At 69.2% G+C, this 17,924-nt stretch carries 14 protein-coding genes and 1 pseudogene; 9 read left to right on the top strand and 6 right to left on the bottom strand.

Annotated elements, in window-relative coordinates:
- Positions 1-25: 25 nt before the first annotated feature.
- Complete coding sequence (locus OVA21_RS05270) at positions 26-244, bottom strand: hypothetical protein (RefSeq protein WP_096905661.1); 219 nt, start codon at positions 242-244, stop codon at positions 26-28.
- Positions 245-398: 154 nt separating this feature from the next.
- Between OVA21_RS05270 and OVA21_RS05265 the strand changes: the two genes are divergently transcribed.
- A complete protein-coding gene (locus OVA21_RS05265) occupies positions 399-2,030 on the top strand; it encodes a DEDD exonuclease domain-containing protein (RefSeq protein ID WP_268091943.1) in 1,632 nt (543 codons plus the stop codon).
- On the opposite strand, the gene trpD is transcribed toward OVA21_RS05265, so the two are convergent.
- The gene (trpD, locus tag OVA21_RS05260; protein ID WP_096905663.1) at positions 2,017-3,075 is read right to left on the bottom strand and encodes an anthranilate phosphoribosyltransferase; all 1,059 of its coding nucleotides are present in this window, start codon (positions 3,073-3,075) and stop codon (positions 2,017-2,019) included. The genes OVA21_RS05265 and trpD overlap by 14 nt on opposite strands.
- Positions 3,076-3,366: 291 nt before the next feature.
- Here trpD and ctaE point away from each other — a divergent pair, with 291 nt between their 5' ends.
- From ctaE to OVA21_RS05235, 5 genes are all read left to right on the top strand, one after another.
- Positions 3,367-3,978: an aa3-type cytochrome oxidase subunit III gene (gene ctaE / locus OVA21_RS05255; protein WP_067713706.1), complete on the top strand. Its 612-nt coding sequence runs from the start codon at positions 3,367-3,369 to the stop codon at positions 3,976-3,978.
- Between the two features lie 56 nt (positions 3,979-4,034).
- Positions 4,035-4,919 carry a cytochrome bc1 complex diheme cytochrome c subunit gene (gene qcrC, locus OVA21_RS05250; protein ID WP_096905664.1) on the top strand — a complete coding sequence of 295 codons (885 nt, stop codon included), beginning with the start codon at positions 4,035-4,037 and terminating at the stop codon, positions 4,917-4,919.
- Positions 4,916-6,106, top strand: coding sequence for a cytochrome bc1 complex Rieske iron-sulfur subunit (gene qcrA, locus OVA21_RS05245; protein WP_096905665.1), 1,191 nt, complete (start codon positions 4,916-4,918; stop codon positions 6,104-6,106). The genes qcrC and qcrA overlap by 4 nt, the downstream gene beginning before the upstream one ends.
- Positions 6,103-7,725 carry a cytochrome bc1 complex cytochrome b subunit gene (qcrB, locus tag OVA21_RS05240; protein WP_096905666.1) on the top strand — a complete coding sequence of 541 codons (1,623 nt, stop codon included), beginning with the start codon at positions 6,103-6,105 and terminating at the stop codon, positions 7,723-7,725. Before qcrA ends, qcrB begins: the two co-directional genes overlap by 4 nt.
- A gap of 95 nt (positions 7,726-7,820) precedes the next feature.
- Complete coding sequence (locus OVA21_RS05235) at positions 7,821-10,289, top strand: AAA family ATPase (RefSeq protein WP_216824117.1); 2,469 nt, start codon at positions 7,821-7,823, stop codon at positions 10,287-10,289.
- A 34-nt stretch (positions 10,290-10,323) separates the two neighbouring features.
- Here OVA21_RS05235 and OVA21_RS05230 read toward each other — a convergent pair whose 3' ends face one another.
- Positions 10,324-11,892 carry an FAD-dependent oxidoreductase gene (locus OVA21_RS05230; protein ID WP_268091939.1) on the bottom strand — a complete coding sequence of 523 codons (1,569 nt, stop codon included), beginning with the start codon at positions 11,890-11,892 and terminating at the stop codon, positions 10,324-10,326.
- 135 nt (positions 11,893-12,027) lie between these two features.
- Between OVA21_RS05230 and OVA21_RS05225 the strand changes: the two genes are divergently transcribed.
- Both OVA21_RS05225 and OVA21_RS05220 read left to right on the top strand, forming a co-directional pair.
- Entirely contained in the window at positions 12,028-12,552 is a 525-nt protein-coding gene (locus OVA21_RS05225) for a DUF3253 domain-containing protein (protein ID WP_268091938.1), read from the top strand.
- A gap of 148 nt (positions 12,553-12,700) precedes the next feature.
- A pseudogene (locus tag OVA21_RS05220) lies at positions 12,701-13,859 on the top strand (acyl-CoA dehydrogenase family protein).
- Between the two features lie 84 nt (positions 13,860-13,943).
- On the opposite strand, the gene OVA21_RS05215 reads toward OVA21_RS05220, so the two are convergent.
- Positions 13,944-14,516: a DUF6512 family protein gene (locus OVA21_RS05215; RefSeq protein WP_268091937.1), complete on the bottom strand. Its 573-nt coding sequence runs from the start codon at positions 14,514-14,516 to the stop codon at positions 13,944-13,946.
- Between the two features lie 142 nt (positions 14,517-14,658).
- Here OVA21_RS05215 and OVA21_RS05210 point away from each other — a divergent pair, with 142 nt between their 5' ends.
- Positions 14,659-16,281 carry an HNH endonuclease signature motif containing protein gene (locus tag OVA21_RS05210; protein ID WP_268091936.1) on the top strand — a complete coding sequence of 541 codons (1,623 nt, stop codon included), beginning with the start codon at positions 14,659-14,661 and terminating at the stop codon, positions 16,279-16,281.
- A gap of 101 nt (positions 16,282-16,382) precedes the next feature.
- Here the strand turns inward: OVA21_RS05210 and OVA21_RS05205 are convergent, their stop codons facing one another.
- Positions 16,383-16,799 carry a cytochrome c oxidase subunit 4 gene (locus OVA21_RS05205; RefSeq protein WP_067714151.1) on the bottom strand — a complete coding sequence of 139 codons (417 nt, stop codon included), beginning with the start codon at positions 16,797-16,799 and terminating at the stop codon, positions 16,383-16,385.
- Between the two features lie 36 nt (positions 16,800-16,835).
- A complete protein-coding gene (gene ctaC / locus OVA21_RS05200) occupies positions 16,836-17,903 on the bottom strand; it encodes an aa3-type cytochrome oxidase subunit II (RefSeq protein WP_096907279.1) in 1,068 nt (355 codons plus the stop codon).
- Positions 17,904-17,924: the final 21 nt, after the last annotated feature.

Here is a 17,924-nt window from a genome sequence, read left to right as displayed (position 1 = left end):
GTCTCGTCGAAGTCCAGTTCATCGCTCACGCGGCGACGTCAGCCCCCAGAATCTCGACCGTGGAGACCATTCCGACCTCGCGCAGGACGTCGATCGCCTCGCGGACCTCCGGGTCCAGAACATAGCCGCACGACTCCGGAGATAGCTCGTCCACCTGCGGTTTTCCGGCGTCGAGAACGGCGATGATGCACCCGTCACATGCGGCGGGTCCTGCGGGACACCGCACGCAGTCCATCGTGAACATGATCTACCTCACACTTCGTCCTGGGCGTGTTGCCCGTTCGTTATCGAGCCGCGATCCGGGCCCGGGGTGGTCGTACTGCGGGGCACCCTAGGGACAAGGTCCGACAACCACGGCGGGGCCGGCGGTGTCGGAGGGCGGGGCTACCGTCTCCGCCATGCCCCGATCCCCCTCCCCCGTCTCGACCGGGGTGCAGGCAGCCTTCGACGATCTCGAGCCTCTGCTGTCCGACGTCACGTTCGTCGTGGTCGACCTGGAGACGACGGGCACCCGGACCGGAAGCGACGAGATCACCGAGATCGGCGCGGTACGCGTCCGGGGCGGCGAGGTGCAGGCGGAACTGTCGACGTTCGTCTCGATCGACGGTGCCCTGCCCCGCCACATCAGCAGACTGACGGGGATAGCTCCGGACGACCTCGTCGGTGCCCCGAGTCTCGGCGAGGTGATGTCGACGTTTCTCGAATTCTCCCGCGGGGCCGTCCTCGTCGCCCACAACGCGCGGTTCGACCTGGGCTTCCTGCGGGCCGCCGCCGCGTCGACCGGGCGCCCGTGGCCCGATCCCCCGTCGCTCTGCACCCTGGCTCTCGCGAGGCGGGTGCTGCACCGCGGGGAGACACGAGGCCATCGGTTGGGAGTCCTCGCCGCGCACCTGGGGGCCACCGTGGAGCCCAATCACCGGGCCCTGCAGGACGCCCGCGCCACGGTCGACGTGCTCCACGCACTGATCTCGCGGGTCGGCGACTGCGGGGTCTCGACCCTGTCGGAGCTACGGGCCTACGACGGTCGTCTCTCCCCGGAGGTGAGGCGGCGGGCCGCCATGACCGGCTCGCTGACCGAGGGGCCCGGTGTCTACGTGTTCCGGGATGACGCCGGTGGCGCCCTGTACGTCGGCTCGTCCGGCGCGGTCCGCAGACGGGCCCGGTCCTACTACTCCGGCGGTGACACGCGCGGACGGATGCGCACCATGGTCGGGCTGGCCGACTCGATCGACTCGGTCGCGTGCGCCCACCTCCTCGAGGCGTGGACCGTCGAGGAACAGCTCATCGACTCGCTTCAACCCCCGTTCAACACCCGGTCGCGGAGCCCGCGCCGCGGCTGGTGGCTCACGCCCCCCACCGGCCGCGCCACCCGCCCGAAGGTCGTGCGAACGCCGGACGACCCCGCCGCCATCGGGCCCTTCCGGCGCGCCGAGGACGCCCGGGCCGCCCGGGAGGACCTCCTCGGCGTGTTCGGCACCGCCCCGGGATCCGATCGCTGGGCGGCGCTGGCGGAGGGACGGGACTCCGGCCCCCTGCGGGATCTGGTCGACCGCGTGGAGGTACTCGCGGCCGAGGGCGCGTTCGAACGCGCGGCCAGGCTCCGCGACAGGACCGCAGCTCTCGTGCGGGTCCTCTCCCGACGGCAGGAACTCGCCGCCACGGCCTCGCTGCCCGAGATCGTTCTCGCACAGCCGGCGCCGCGCCGGACGTGGGCGGTCGCGGTGGTGCGCCACGGTCGACTCGCCGGATCCGGGGTCGTCCCGCCGGGAGCGGCACCGATGCCGGTCATCGACGGACTCCGGGCCGCCGCGACCACCGTGCAGCCCGGCCCCGGCCCCTTCGCCGGTGCCACCGCCGCCCAGATCCGGAACGTCCACCGGTGGATCGACTCGACCAGGACACGCATCGTCTCGGTCGAGGGTTGCTGGACGCTCCCCCTTGACGGGGCGCACACGCTGACCGGCTGGGCGGCCCTGGCCGAGAGCGCCGCCGCCGAGCACCGCGGGACGGGACTCGTCAGCGCACGCTGAACCCGGCCCACTTCTCGAGCAGCCGCCCCGCCTCGCCGTCGTCGATCGCCGCCGCGGCCCGGTCCACCGCGGCCCGCATGGCAGGTACCAGGTCGGAACCACGCTCGAGACCGTCGAAGGCCACCAGCGCGGCCGCGGAGTTGAGCAATACCGCATCGCGGACCGGGCCCCGCGCTCCCGCGAGGAGATCGCGGGCGACCCCGGCGTTGTGGACGCCGTCCCCACCCCGTAGTTCCTCGATCGAGCAGGCGCTCATCCCGAAGTCGGCGGGCTCGACCTGATCCTCGTCCACATGACCGCCCGAGACCCGCAGGACCCGGGTGGGACCGGTCATGGTGATCTCGTCGAGACCATCCGACCCACGCACCACGAGCGCCGACTTACCGCGCAACGCGAACACCTCCGCCATCACCGTCATCAGCCCCTCGAAGGCGCAGCCGATGAGGTTCGCGGCGGGTGCCGCGGGATTCGTGAGAGGCCCGAGGATGTTGAAGACGGTCGGGATCCCGATCTCACGCCGGGGAGTCGCGGCGAAACGCAGCGCGGGATGGAACACGGGCGCGAAGCAGAAGGCCACGCCCACCTCGTCGAGGCACCGCCCGACGTCCTCCGGGCCGAGGTCGATCGCCACCCCGAGCGCCTCGAGCACATCGGCACCGCCGCTCTTGGACGACGCCGCCCGGTTGCCGTGCTTGACCACGGGCACCCCGCAGGCGCTCACCACGAGAGAGGACATCGTGGAGATGTTCACCGTGCCCTGGCGGTCGCCACCGGTACCGACGATGTCCACGCAGGGACGATCAGTGGGCACCCGACGGGAGTAGTCGAGCATGGTCGAGGCCAGCGCGTCGAGCTCCGGACCCGTGACGCCCTTCATTTTCAGGGCAACGCCGAAGGCTGCGATCTGAGCGTCGGTGGCGACACCCTCCATGATCCGGGACATCGCCCACCCGGCCTCCGCCGGATCGAGGTCCCCGCCCGCGGTGAGGGTACCGAGAACCCCGGGCCACGACCGGCCCCCGTCGAACGCTGCCGAACTGCCCACGTGTCCCGACCTCCTCTGGTGTCATGGAAACGGACACGCCCCACAGGGCGCCGCCCGCACGTCGTCAATCGTGCCACTGTTCCGACCCGGCCCGTGCGCTGACACCCTGCACTCCGGCGGCGGCGAGCGGCCGGTGCTCGCCTGAGAGTGCCCTGATAGCCCCTGCAAGGGGGACCAATACCGACCCTTGCCCTGAGAGTTTCCGAAGCGACCTGCGGAAACGCTGGACAGACACGCCGATTTCGGGGGTCCGTGCAGACTCGTCCCTCCTCAGGGGTCATACTTGGCCACGTGACGAGCGCAGTAGATAACTCAGGATCGGCCATGGCCCAGCGTGTTCATTCGCTGAATCGGCCGAACATGGTCAGTGTGGGCACCATTGTCTGGCTGTCCCAGGAGCTGATGTTCTTCGCGGGCCTGTTCGCGATGTACTTCGTCTCCAAGGCGAACTCGGGAGGTGACTGGCCTTCCTATCCCGTACACCTCAATGTGCCGTACGCCCTGACGATCACCGTCATCCTGGTGGCGTCGTCGTTCACCTGCCAGATGGGCGTCTTCGCCGCCGAGCAGGGTGACGTCTTCGGACTCCGCAGGTGGTACATGATCTCCGCCTTGATGGGAACAGTGTTCCTCATCGGACAGACGTACGAGTACGTGATGCTCTACCTCGAGGGCGTCACGATCTCGTCGAGCGTCTACGGGTCGGTATTCTTCATTACCACCGGTTTCCATGGGCTTCACGTGTTGGCGGGCGTCCTGGCGTTCGTCGTACTGGTCATGCGGACCACGATGTCGCGATTCACGCCGGCGCAGGCCACAGCCGCCATCGTCGTGTCGTATTACTGGCACTTTGTCGACGTGGTCTGGATCGGACTTTTCGTCACCATCTACTTCATTCAGTAGTCAGCTGGCCGCAGGACGCTGTGTCCAGCGGGTCCCAACTCCAAAGGGAACTCACAATGAACTCTCCTCTCCCACCCGCTGCCGATACGCCGTCGCCGGACCCCGTTGTGGCTCCAGCGCGCCCAGTGTCCACGAAGCGTCGCCGGAAGGCAGTCGGCGCGCTAGTCATCGCGGGCGGCCTCGTCGGGGCGGGCGCTGTCGCCACGGCTGTCATTCCCGAGCCACAGGTCGCGACGGCTCAACAGGACCAGGCCGCGCTCATCGCCGACGGAAAGCAGCTCTACGAGGTCTCCTGTGTCACCTGCCACGGGATAAATCTCCAAGGCGTCAAGGACCGCGGTCCATCCTTGGTCGGCACGGGCGCGGGAGCGACGTACTTCCAGGTGAACTCCGGCCGCATGCCGGCGGCGGACAACGAGGCCCAGGCGGAGCGCAAGAAGCCCCGCTACAGCGAGCACCAGATCATCGCGCTCGCAGCGTATGTCGACCTCTACGGTGGCGGCCCCGAGGTCGTCACCGACCCGGACGGCACCATCGCCCAGGAGTCGCTGCGCGGTGCCTCCGGTCAGGCCCGCGCCGAGGAGATCGCACGCGGTTCAGAGCTCTTCCGCCTCAACTGTGCGTCCTGCCACAACTTCACCGGTCGCGGCGGCGCTCTGTCGTCGGGCAAATACGCCCCCACTCTCGACCCTGCCAATGAGCAGGAGATCTACCAGGCCATGCTCACCGGACCCCAGAACATGCCCAAATTCTCGGACCGTCAACTCACCCCTGACGAGAAGAAGGACATCATCGCGTTCGTCAAGGACTCGGATTCCAAGGTCTCGCCCGGAGGCTACGGCCTCGGCGGCCTCGGTCCCGTGACCGAGGGTGTGGCCATGTGGCTTGTCGGCATCGTCGCCCTCATCGGCGCGACCCTGTGGATCGGATCCCGTTCATGAGTGAGACCCCGAAGAACCCGTCCCCTGCGGATCTCGACCGGATGAGCGATGCCGAGCTCGTGCGCATGGGCACCGAACTCGACGAGGTCGACGTCCGGTTCCGCGAGGCCCGTTTCCCGGAGGGCACCACCACCCGCGCCGAGAAGCGCGCGGCGCTGACCGTCACCACCTGGTTCGCGCTGTCGGCACTGTTCGGCCTCGCCTTCGCCGTCGTCTACATCTTCTGGCCGTGGGAGTACCGCGGCGAGGGTGAGGACGGCTACTGGTTGTACATGACCTACACGCCACTGCTCGGCCTGACGATCGGGCTGTCGATCCTGTTCCTGGGCTTCGGCGCGGTGCAGTTCACCAAGAAGTTCATCCCCGAGGAGATCTCGGTCCAGACCCGCCACGACGGCGCCTCGGACGATCTCGACCGGCGCACCTTCGTCGCCGAGCTCAACGACTCGTGGAAGACCTCCACCCTCGGCCGCCGCAAGGTCATGGGCGGCTTCCTCGGCGCGGGTGTGGGGCTCATCGGCCTCTCCGCGATCCTGCCGCTCGGCGGCATGATCAAGAACCCGTGGAAGCGCGGGGAGATGACCCTCGCCGGTGACGGCACGCTGCACACCACCGGGTGGACCCTGGCGTCCGACACCCGTCCCGACGGCCTCCCGCCGGAGAAGGTCTACCTCGGCCGCGACACCGGCAAGGTCTACCCCGACGGGCACCCGCCGGCCGGCGAGGGTCGCCTCGAGCGCATCCGTGTGGACGACCTGTCCGCCGGTGGCCTCGAGTCCGTCTTCCCCCTCCCCGCCAGCGCCCTGGGCAACTTCGAGGAGCACATGCACTCGATCCACGGCTCACGCAACGCGGTCATGCTGATCCGTTTCCGTCCCGAGGACGCGGCCCGCGTGACCAAGCGCAAGGGCCAGGAGAACTTCAACTACGGCGACCTGTACGCCTACTCGAAGATCTGCACCCACCTCGGCTGCCCCACGTCGCTGTACGAGCAGCAGACCCATCGATTCCTCTGCCCGTGCCACCAGTCGCAGTTCGACGCGCTCGAGTACGCAAAGCCGATCTTCGGCCCCGCCGCCCGTGCACTGCCGCAGCTGCCCATCGCCGCCGACAGCGAGGGTTACCTCGTTGCCAACGGTGACTTCATCGAGCCGGTCGGACCTGCCTTCTGGGAGCGTCGTTCATGAGCAACAACACGAGACTCGCGGCACTGGGCGACGGCCTCGACGCGCGGTACACCATGGCCAAGGGTCTGCGCCGGCAGATCAACAAGGTCTTCCCGACCCACTGGTCCTTCCTGCTGGGCGAGATCGCCCTGTACAGCTTCATCATCCTGCTGATCTCGGGTGTCTACCTCACCCTGTTCTTCGACCCCTCCATGTCGAAGGTGATCTACCAGGGTGCGTACGCGCCGCTCAACGGAATCGAGATGTCTCGTGCCTACGAGACCGCGCTGGACATCTCGTTCGAGGTCCGTGGCGGACTCTTCGTGCGGCAGATCCACCACTGGGCGGCCCTGCTGTTCGTGGCGTCGATGGTCGTCCACATGATCCGCATCTTCTTCACCGGTGCGTTCCGCCGCCCGCGTGAGGCCAACTGGACCATCGGTTGCGTGCTGCTGCTCCTGGGCATCGTCGAGGGCTTCCTCGGCTACGGTCTGCCGGACGACGTGCTCTCGGGCACCGGCCTCCGCATCACCTCCGGGATCATCGTGGGTCTGCCCGTGATCGGAACCTGGATGCACTGGATGATCTTCGGCGGGGACTTCCCCGGCGAGATCATGATCCCGCGCTTCTACGTCCTGCACGTGCTGATCATCCCGGCCATCATCCTCGCGCTGATCGCCGCTCACCTCGCGCTGGTGTGGTACCAGAAACACACGCAGTTCCCCGGGCCCGGCCGCACGGAGAAGAACGTCGTCGGCGTCCGGATCCTCCCGGTCTTCGCCGTCAAGTCGATCGCGTTCGGTGCCATCACCGTCGGCATGCTCATGCTCTTCGCGGGCCTGTTCACGATCAACGCGATATGGAACCTCGGGCCATACAACCCGTCGCACATCTCCGCCGGTTCGCAGCCCGACTGGTACATGCTGTGGACCGAGGGCGGCGCCCGTGTGATGCCGGCCTGGGAGCTCTACCTCGGCCCGTACACGATCCCGGCGACCACCTGGGTGGCCGTCATGCTCGGTGCCATGGTCGTGCTGATGTTCCTGTACCCGCAGATCGAGGCCAAGATCACGGGGGACAAGGCGCACCACAACCTGCTCCAGCGTCCGCGCGACGTGCCGGTCCGTACCGCCTCGGGCATGATGGCGATCACTTTCTACGTGATCCTGGTCCTGATGGGTTCCAACGACCTCATCGCGTACCACTTCGCCATCTCGCTCAACGCGACGACGTGGGCCGGTCGCATCGGGCTCATCCTGCTGCCGCCGCTGGTGTACTTCGCCACCTACCGCCTGTGCCTGGGTCTCCAGCGCGCGGACCGCGAGGTGTTGGAGCACGGCATCGAGACCGGCATCATCATGCGGATGCCGCAGGGCGAGTTCATCGAGGTGCACCAGCCGCTCGGCGAGATGGACGAGCACGGCCATGCCGTTCCGCTCGCCTACGCCGGCGCCAAGGTGCCCACCAAGATGAACCAGCTCGGTGTGGCCGGCCGTCCCCCGCGGGGCGCTCTCAAGGCCGATCCGGTCGAGGAGGCCCGTCTGCTCGAGGACGCCGACCACGACAAGCACCACCGCGAGCACTCGATGCTCACCACGTTGCAGGAGGAGAACCGGACTCGTCGCCACGACGGGCACTGATTCCCCGACAGCACCCGACCGCGGGCCGGATCTCCACCTGGAGGTCCGGCCCGCGGTCGTCGGAAGCCAGCCGTCGCGGCCGAGGGGAGGCACAGATGAGCGACGATCGGATGCCGGTGGGCCCCGGACGCGGAGGACTCGTGCTCACCGACGAGGTCGACCGCGCACTCGACCTTCTGCACTCGGGACACGATCTCTTTCTCACCGGTAGGGCCGGAACCGGAAAGTCGACCCTGATCCGCCGGTTCCTCGCCGAGACCGACCACCCCACCCTCGTCGCCGCGCCCACCGGGATCGCAGCCCTCACCGTGGGCGGCTACACCATCCACCGGCTGTTCGGCTTCCACCCCGACCACACGGTCGACCACGTGCGCAGCAGCGCCTACCGTCCCGGGCGATTCACCCAGGCCCTCGCCGGCGCCCACACGCTCGTCATCGACGAGGTGTCGATGTTGCGGGCCGACGTCTTCGACATGGTCGCCATCGCGCTCGAGAGGTTCGGCCCGGACCCGACGATGCCGTTCGGGGGCGTCCGGCTCGTCCTCGTCGGTGACCTCTTCCAGCTACCGCCGGTGGTGACGGCCTCCGAGAGATCGTCCTTCGAGGCGACCTACCCGACGCCGTACTTCTTCTCGGCCGAGCGCTACCACCCCGAGCACTTCCCCACCGTCGACCTCACCCATGTCTTCCGGCAGTCCGGTGACCCGGAGCTCACCGCGATCCTCAACTCGATCCGCGAGGGCGCTCTCGTCGGCCCGGCGCGCGAACGGCTCAACTCCCGCACCGACCCGGACTTCGATCCGCCGGACGCCGAGTTCTGGCTGACGCTCACCACCACCAACCGCAGGGCCGCGAGCCACAACCAACACCGCCTCGATCGGCTGTCCGGGTCGGAACTGGCGATGGAGGCGACGCTCACCGGCGATCTCACCGGGTTCGAGCTCCCCACCCGGGAGGTGCTGGGGTTCAAGGTCGGCGCGCAGGTCATGATGCTCACCAATGACCCGGCGGACCGTTGGGTGAACGGATCCATCGGACGGGTGCTCGATGTGACCCTCGGGCGACGGGGCGACCGCGGAGAGCGAGGGCCCGTCGTCGTCGTCGCCTTCATCGGCGGTGAGGCCGCCGAGGTCGCGCTCCACACCTGGGACGTCACCCGACCGGTGACGGACGGCGGCGGTATGCGACACGAGGTGGTCGGGTCCTTCACTCAGTTCCCGTTCACCCTCGCCTGGGCGGTGACCATCCACAAGAGCCAGGGACAGACCCTGGACAGGGTCGTCGTGGACCTCGGCGGCGGCACGTTCGTGGCGGGGCAGCTCTACGTGGCGTTGAGCCGCTGTCGGTCGCTGGGAGGCCTCGTCCTCACCCGGCCGGTGCTGCCCGGGGACCTCAAGACCGACCGGCGGATCATCCGATTCCTGCGGGCGCCGGACGGTGGGCCCTCGGCCCGCCGCTGCTGTGCTGTCGCGGTGGTGTCCGTCGGCGAGGACGGGCCCCGGTCCCGGCCCCGGCCGGTGGAGCTCGCCATCGCCTTCCCCGACGGCACCGCGGTGACGACGCTGGTCAATCCCCAGCGCGACCTGGCCCGGGCGCGGACGGACTACGGCATCACCGTCTCCGATGTCCTTCTCGCCCCCACGCTCCTCGAGGCGTGGTCGATGGTCGCCCCACTGGTGGACGGGCACACCCCGGTCGGCGTGGACCTCGACGTCACTCTCGGTCGACTGGACGCCGAGTTCGCGCGCCTGGGAGGCACGGTGCCGTTGCCGGTCGGGGTCGACATCCCCACCGACGCCCTCACCCCGGGTGAGCGGGCACGTGGCCGCTCCGGATCGGCCCTCGCGCGTGCGCGGGTGGCGCTCGAGGCCCACGGGCGGCTGCACCTGGATGACGCGGCGGCCGGCACGTTCGACGCCGACCTCGTCGACGAGGCCGCGGTCGGCTACCTGCTCAGCCGCGACGCCGACGTCCGCCCACCGACCTCCGAGGTACTCCCCCAACTGTCGGCGATGCTCGGTATCAGCGCCGAGGTCGGGGCCGCTCTGTTGGGGCGCCCCCGCCGCGGTGGGCGCCCGGGGGCCGAGGTCGACGACGACGACGACGACGACGACGACGAGATCGTCACCCCGGGCGACCGCGATCTCCGGGCAGGCGCGCGCGGACTCGTCGCCGGGCAGATCCGACGCGCCGCGAAGCGGGTGCCGATGACCGCCGACGTGCTGGAGCGGCTCCGGCTGGCCTCCGAGATCGTGGGCTCGGACCTGACGCCGGGGCTGGAGGCTCCGCCGGAGGCGGGCGCGGCGGACGTCCTGCGGCCCGGGACGCGGGTGTGTTTCTCCGGCAGCGCCCTGGACCGCAGCGGCGTCCTCGTGTCCCGGGACGAGATGGAGGCCCTCGCCCTCGGCCGTGGCCTGGTTCCCGTCGGTGCGGTCACCAAGAGTCGCTGCGACGCCCTGGTGGTCGCGGAGCCGGGCAGCCAGTCGACCAAGGCGAGGGCGGCCCACAAGTGGAGCACGCCGGTCATCGCGGCCGCGGACTTCCTCGCATGGGCCGGCCGCTGACCGGGGTGGTTCGTCGCCGGCGCCGGCGCCGTGCTCAGGGAGCGATCGGGAGGGCCTGTCCGGCCATGTCGGCCACCGCCCGGTACGCCATGGTCATCCCGGACCCCAGGGGCACCCCCGGCCCCGGGTAGGCCTCACCGGAGACCGACGCGGACGAGTTGCCGGCGGCGTAGAGACCCGGGATGGGGCGACCGTCCGCGTCGACCGCGGCGCCGTTCGCGTCGATGACCGCACCGCCCTTGGTGCCGAGGTCGCCGAGGACGAGTCGGACGGCGTGGAGCTGGTCGCCGCCGACGGGCCGCAGGCACTGATCGGCCGTGGCGGCACCCAGGAAGAACCGCCCGTACGGGTCCTCGCCGCGGGCGAAGTCGGCGTCGCGCCCCTGCTCGGCGAAGCCGTTGAACCGGTCCACGCTCTCGCGCAACGCGGCGGGATCGAGCCCGGTGGCCTCGGCCAGTTCCTCGACGGATCCCGCGGTGTGCCACAGGCCGGCCCCGCGCAACGCGTCGGGCTCGGGTGCGGGGATACAGATCGCCGGGTAGCCGCCGGCCTCGGCGTCGTCGAACACCAACCAGAACTCGTCACCGGCCCCGTCGGCCATGCGGGCGTGCATCTTGCGCCCCATCTGGTCGTACGGCAGCAGTTCGTTGGCGAATCGCCGGCCGGTGCCGTCGACGATGATCCCGGAGCGGAAGCCCAGGGTGAACGCGGCGTGCCCGTTGGGGAACAGCGTGGCGGGGCACCACCAGGACTGGTCGAGCAGGTCCAGCTCCGCGCCGACCTGCTCGAACATGCGGACGGCGTCGCCCGAGCCCGTGGCGGGGTGGGACGAGGACCAGTCGGCGGTGGGCATGTCCTGCCAGCGGCGGCGGAGGTCCGCCGACCGTTCGAAACCGCCGGCGGCGACCAGTACCCCACGGCGTGCGCCCAGCACCTGCCGGCCGGAGACACCGTTCACGACCACCCCGACGACACGTCCGTCGTCGTCACGGACCAGTTCCTCGGCGGCGGTGTTCAGTCGGGTCTCCGCGGTGCCCATCGCGTCGAGTGCGAGTACGAGTCGCGCCACCCAGGCCCTGCCGCCCTCGAGCTTGGCGGTGTCCTCGTCCGCGCCGAACTGGTCGGCCGGAACCGGCGGACGGATGTCGGTCGCCCGGTCGCCGACCTCCTCGCCCTTGATGGGCTTGGGGTAGATGCTCCGGCCGAGTTCCTGGCGCCCCGGGGCGTCGAAGTAGTCGGGGAAGGCCTGGAAGCGGGTCGGGATGCCCAGCTCGTCCTGCAGGAACTCGACGACCTGCGGCCCGGTGTTGAGGAACGCGTCCTGGACGTCGGCGGCGGTGCGGTCCCCCACCACGGCGCGGAAGTAGGTGCGCCCCCGCTCGACGGAGTCCTCGATCCCGTCCCGGGCGAGGACGGTGTTGCCAGGGAGCCACACGGCGCCGCCGGAGTACGCGGAGGTCCCCCCGAAGCGGTCGGTCTTCTCGATCAGGCAGGTCGACAGACCTCGGGCGGCGGCGGTCGCGGCACCGAAGAGGGCTGCCACCCCCGACCCCACGACCACCACGTCGAATTCCGCGTCGAATGTGTTGTCCTGCGCCGTCACGGCAGCCCCTCGTCGTCATCCAGCTCCGGTGGAACACGTTCCAGTTCCTGTAGTGACCCTAACACCGGCGCGGTACGCGAGACCGTCGATCGCCGATCGGTGGGTAACGAGGGGGATGCGGTGCAGGATCTGGGTGTGACCGATCGAGACGACAACACCGCCCCGGGCGTGGAGCACACCGAGGACGGTCGCCACATCGTGGTCGGGGGCCGGCGGTGGCGCGCGACGGATCCGTCCATCCCCGAGAAGCTCCGTTCGGAGCTCGTCCGGGCACTGATGACCGGTCGCCGGCTGGTCAAGACCGAAGGCGATGCCGCCCGGGTGATGGTGCACGACGCCAAGGTCGCGCTCGGTGAGCGCGGCGACCCGTGGTGGGCACCCACCCGGGAGGGGACACGCGATCGACTGGCCGCGACGATCAGGACGCTCCTGCGCTCGCGCGGCCAGGGGTCGATCTGCCCGTCGGATGCGGCCCGGGTGGCGGGTGGGGATCATTGGCGCGACCTCATGCCCGTCGCCCGGGAGGTCGCGTTCGACCTCCGCGAGGAGGGCGTGGTGGCGGTGACCCAGCGTGGCGAGCGGGTCACCGGACGTGAGGTGACCGGGCCGATCAGGCTGATCGCCGACGACGGCCTGGAATTCACTCCGCCGACGGGGTGACGTCGCGGCGTCGGACGGGCCGGCGGACGGGTCAGAGAGTTCGAATTCTTGTAGGCTACTCACCAGTAGGAGTACACCAACCTGACGCTCCGCTCCCCTCCACGGTGGCCTGCCACCGGAGCAGAACGTCCAACGGAAAGGCACGCACTTGCGCCGCACTGTGTTCAACGAAGACCACGAGGCCTTCCCGCCAGACCCTCCGTGACTTCATCGAGTCCGAGGTGACCCCCCACTTCCAGGAGTGGTTCGAGGCCGGCATCGTCCCGCGTGAGTTCTACTACAAGCTCGCCGACCTCGGCCTGTTCGGCATCAACGTCGACGAGGAGTACGGCGGCGCGGGGATCAATTCCCACAAGTTCGAGGCCATCCAGTCCGAGGAGACCGCCCGCGCCGGCGTGAACTTCGGCGGCTCGGGTGTCCACGTACTGCTCGGGCTCCCCTACATCAAGGCCCTGGCGACCGAGGAGCAGAAGCAGCGCTACCTGCCCAAGTTCGTCTCCGGCGAGGAGATGTGGGCGCTGGCGATGACCGAGCCCGGCACCGGGTCCGACCTGGCCGGCATGAAGAGCACCGCCAAACTCTCGGCTGACGGCACCCACTACGTCCTCAACGGTGCCAAGACGTTCATCACCGGCGGCGTCCACGCCGACCGCGTGATCGTGGCCTGCCGTACCGCTCCCCCGCGTGAGGACGACCGCCGCTTCGGCATCTCGCTGCTCGCCGTCGACACCAAGCTCGAGGGCTACGCAGTGGGCCGCAAGCTCGACAAGGTCGGACTCAAGACCTCCGACACGGCCGAGCTGTCCTTCACCGACGTCAAGGTCCCGGTCGAGGACCTGCTCGGCGAAGAGAACCGCGGCTTCTACTACCTCGGGCAGAACCTGCCGTCCGAGCGCTGGGGCATCGCCTACGGTGCGTACGCCCAGGCCGCGGCCGCCGTGCGCTTCGCCAAGGAGTACACGCAGCAGCGCACGGTCTTCGGCAAGGAGGTGGCCTCGTTCCAGAACACGAAGTTCGAGCTGGCCGCGTGCCAGGCCAAGGTCGACGCCGCGCAGGCCGTCGCGGACCGCGCCCTCGAGGCGCTGGACGAGGGCGAGCTCACCGCCGCCGAGGCGGCCTCGGCCAAGCTGTTCTGCACCGAGGTGGCCGCCGAGGTCATCGACCGTTGCCTCCAGCTGCACGGCGGTTACGGATTCATGAACGAGTACCCGATCGCCCGCCTGTACTCGGACAACCGCGTCAACCGCATCTACGGCGGCACCAACGAGGTCATGAAGTCCATCATCGCCAAGGACATGGGCCTGTAGGTCCCACGACACCCTGGCTCCGTCGGGCCCCGTCCGCTCCCCGCGGACGGGGCCCGAGGCGTCCGACGGGTTGCGCCACGCCCGTCAGCCCTCGGGTGCGGCCTCGTAGTCGGCGTGCCCCTCGACCCCGTATCTGTATGTCGTGGGGTCGATAAAGACGTCGGGTTCGGCGGGGGGCCTCAGGGTGAACACCACGTAGGCGGCGACGATGCCCGCCAGGTAGAAGACCGAGAGGACGACGACGAGGACGTCCGCCTCCAGTCCGTTGAGCAGACTCACGAAGATCGCCTGGGCGAGCGCGATACACAGGCCGAACACGGCGATGTCCACCCACAGCACATTGCGACCTGCGACCGCCTTGTAGGCGAAGACCACCCCGATCATCGTCACCGGGATCGAATAGAGGGCGACAGTGGCTGCGGGCACGAAGGACGGCTGCGAGGCGCCCCCGAGCACGAAGAGGGCCGCGTACAGCACCATGGTCGGCCAGGCGGCGATCTTGATGTGCTCCCAGTAGCTCTCGTTGACCGCGGCGAACACGGCCACGACCCGGTGGTGCCCGCTCCAGTCGTAGGCGAAGTGGAGCACAGAGCCGACGACGATCAGCGGGATGACCGCCCACCAACTCACCGAGACGACGGCATCCGTGTCCAACACGGTCCCATCCTCGCACCGACCGGCGCAGTCCGCCGGTCTTCCCAGGTCAGAGCCGTGTGTCGGACCTGCTTGCTAGTGTTTCCCCAATCGAACACACAGGCGAATCAGGGTCGTGCGGTCAACCGCCGGAAAGGGGGTGCACATGCGGGAGACGACCACCGGGGATGATGCCGGAGCGGTGGCCGGCAGTCCCGCCGTCACCGCCGCCAGCTCCGCAGCCCTGGCGGCGTTGAACGCCGAGAACCGCGCGGCCGCCGCCCGACTGCGCGCCTGCCACGACCTGTGGGCCACCTGCCGCGAAGAACAGGAACTGCGCGACATCGCCGCCGGCTACGGCCCCGGCCTGGACCAACGCCCCGAACACGCCGTCATCGACCCACTGACCATCGCCACAAGTGAGATCGTCGCCGCCTACGGCGTGCACCACAACCGCGCCCGCAGCCTGCTCACCCTGGCCATCACCCTGGTCACCAAGTTCCCCTGTCTCGTCGAGGCCATGGACACCGGCCGACTCGACGAAGCCACCGCCACCCTGCTCGCACGCCACATGCGCACCGTGGACTCCCTGCACCGCGACGCCGTCCACCGCGAGGTCATCGACTGGCTCCTGGCCGCCCTCGCCGCCGGCAGGCGCCCCGGACGCGACGCGATCCTGTCCCACACCGACCGCATCATCGCCGCCCACGACCCAGACGGCGTACGCCTGCGCCGCACCGCCGCGGTCCGCGAACGCCGCGTCACCCTGCGCCGCGGCCCAGACGGCATGGCCGACCTCACCGCCCACCTCACCGCCACCGAAGCCTTCGCCATCCACACCCTGCTGCAGACCAGGGCCACCGACCAACGCCACCGCGACACCCGCACCCGCGTCGAGACCACCCGCCGCCACGGCGCCCACACCCTCGACACCGACACCATCCGCAGCATGGACGAACTACGCGCCGACGCCCTCGTCGCCACCCTTCTCGGCCACCCCAGCACCGACACCGACGCAGGCAGGGGCGCCGGGGCGGGCACGGGTGCGGGTCACCGCCCGCCGGCCACCCAGATCCGCCCCACCATCACCGTGCTCGCACCCCCCGGCCCCGACGGCGAACCCGAGGTCTACCTCCCCCGAGGCGGCCCGGCCACCATCGACGCCCTCATCGAACTACTCACCCGCAGCACCGGCGCCACCATCACCGTGCCCGACACCGCACCCGGGGCCGCAGACACCCCCCACCACGCCCACCGCTATCGCATCAGCGACCGACTGGCCCACCGCATCCGCCTACGCGACGGCACCTGCCGCCACCCCGGCTGCTCCGTCCCCGCCGACGCCTGCGACATCGACCACGTCCGCCCCTTCAACCACACAGATCCCACCCGTGGCGGACTGACCATCGAGAACAACCTCGCCGCCCTGTGCCGCAACCACCACCGCTTCAAAACCTTCCACAACTGGCACTACCAACTCGCCCCCGACGGCACCCTGACCATCACCACCGACACCGGACACACGCTCACCACCCACCCCGACGGCCCCCTCGCCCGCTGGCGCCGCCACACCACCGAGACCGACACCGGGGCTGCGACCGACACCAGGGCCGACCCCGACGCCGACATCCCACCCCCACGCCGCCCCTGGCTCAACCCCCGACCACAAAGCACCCACTGGTACCGACGCGCCCTACGCCTGGCCGCCGAACGCAAAGCCAACACCATGGCCCCACCACCAGACACCCCACCCGACCACCACCACGACCCCGACCCACCACCCTTCTGACCGGCGCGCGGCGAGCCCGGGCCGACACCCTGGTGGCGACAGCACAAAGGCCCGGTGTCGCAGCGTGCGACACCGGGCCCCGGTGGAAGACGGTCAGACGGTCAGTGCTTCTCGCGTCCCCAGTGGTACTCGAAGACCAGGCCGCAGGCGGTGATGACCAGCGCGACGGCGCCGCCGATGAGCACCCACCAGTTCCAGAAGGCCGCTCCGTAGCCGATAATGAAGACCGAGAAGGCCACCAGCACGGGCCAGTAGCTGTGCGGGCTGAAGAAGCCGAGCTCGCCGGCGCCGTCGGAGACCTCGGCCTCCTCGAAGTCCTCGGGCAGGGTGCTGATGCGCCGCGCCACGAAGCGGAGGTAACCACCGATCAGCAGGCTCAGGCCGGCCGAGAGCACGAAGGCCGTGGCGCCGACCCACTCGACGCCCGTCCGAGACGTACCGGTGAGGTACGCGTACGCGATACCCATGACGGCCAGGAAGATAAACAGGGCGTCGAAAATTCGTACTGTTGCGTTCATCGTTCAGGAATCCTTCGCGTGATACCGGGAGAACCGTCAGTTGCCCGACGCGGTCTCGATGATGTTGTTCTGGTCACGGGTATCGCTGCGTCCGGTCTTGAACGGTGCGGTGGAGGTCGAGTACGGGTCCTGGCCGATCGACTCCAGCGCCTCCGCGTTGGACGCGGTCGGGTTGTCCTGACGGAACTGGATGTACTGGGCGAAGGCCTCCGGCGATACCGCGCGCAGCTCGAAGTTCATCATCGCGTGGTAGACACCGCACATCTCGGCACAGCGTCCGACGAACGCACCCTCGCGATCGATCTCCTCGATCTGGAACATGCTCAACTGCTGGTTCTTGCCCGGGTGCGGCATGACGTCGAGCTTGTAGATGAACTCGGGGATCCAGAACGAGTGGACCACGTCGGCCGACGCGAGGCGGAACTCGATGCGCGTGTCGGTCGGCAGAACCAGGACCGGAACCTCCTCTGAGGTACCGACGGTCTCGATGTTGTTGTAGTGGAGGTACGACTTGTCCTCGGCAAGACGACCGTGGATCGGGCCGCCGGCCGCCGGCTCACCCTGCTGACCCAGGGCCTCACGGACCTCGTCGGAGAGCACACCGGCCTCCTCGGCCGCGCGCTGCGCCTCGACGTTGGTGCCGTCCTCGATGCTGGCCCCCGCGACGTCGACCTTGTTGTAGCCGAACTTCCAGTTCCACTGGTAGGCGGTGACGTCGACCTTGACGCCGACCTCCTCCTGCGGACGGAGATCGAGCACCTTGTTCTGCGTGACCACGGTGAAGTAGAAGAGCACGGAGATGATCACGAACGGCGCAGCCGTGTAGATCAGCTCCAGGGGCACGTTGTACGCAGTCTGGCGCGGGAACTCGCCGTCGTCGTTCTTCCGCTTGCGGTGGAACGCCATCGACCAGAAGATCAGGCCCCACACGAAGAAGCCGACGATGAGCGACGTGATGACTGTGCCCGTCCAGAACTCGCGGATCGCGACGCCCTCCGGGGTGATCCCGGTCGGGAAGCCGAAGTTCATCGTCTGGTTCCACCACTTGTTGTCGGTCTGGAGGCTACAACCGGACAACAGCAAGCCCACTGTGCCGAGAGACATCGCGAGTGTCGCCCTGCGCGT

Source organism: Dietzia sp. SL131 (assembly GCF_026672565.1).
GTDB lineage: Bacteria > Actinomycetota > Actinomycetes > Mycobacteriales > Mycobacteriaceae > Dietzia > Dietzia kunjamensis.
This window is presented reverse-complemented; position numbering and strand designations above follow the sequence as displayed.

Bases quoted from the DNA above. Each gene is read 5' to 3' on its own strand.
- OVA21_RS05210 (WP_268091936.1), top strand. From the start codon at position 14,659: ATGCGGGAGACGACCACCGGGGATGATGCCGGAGCGGTGGCCGGCAGT.
- OVA21_RS05270 (WP_096905661.1), bottom strand. From the start codon at position 244: ATGTTCACGATGGACTGCGTGCGGTGTCCCGCAGGACCCGCCGCATGT.
- qcrA (WP_096905665.1), top strand. From the start codon at position 4,916: ATGAGTGAGACCCCGAAGAACCCGTCCCCTGCGGATCTCGACCGGATG.
- qcrC (WP_096905664.1), top strand. From the start codon at position 4,035: ATGAACTCTCCTCTCCCACCCGCTGCCGATACGCCGTCGCCGGACCCC.
- qcrB (WP_096905666.1), top strand. From the start codon at position 6,103: ATGAGCAACAACACGAGACTCGCGGCACTGGGCGACGGCCTCGACGCG.
- OVA21_RS05265 (WP_268091943.1), top strand. From the start codon at position 399: ATGCCCCGATCCCCCTCCCCCGTCTCGACCGGGGTGCAGGCAGCCTTC.
- OVA21_RS05205 (WP_067714151.1), bottom strand. From the start codon at position 16,799: ATGAACGCAACAGTACGAATTTTCGACGCCCTGTTTATCTTCCTGGCC.
- ctaC (WP_096907279.1), bottom strand. From the start codon at position 17,903: ATGTCTCTCGGCACAGTGGGCTTGCTGTTGTCCGGTTGTAGCCTCCAG.
- OVA21_RS05235 (WP_216824117.1), top strand. From the start codon at position 7,821: ATGAGCGACGATCGGATGCCGGTGGGCCCCGGACGCGGAGGACTCGTG.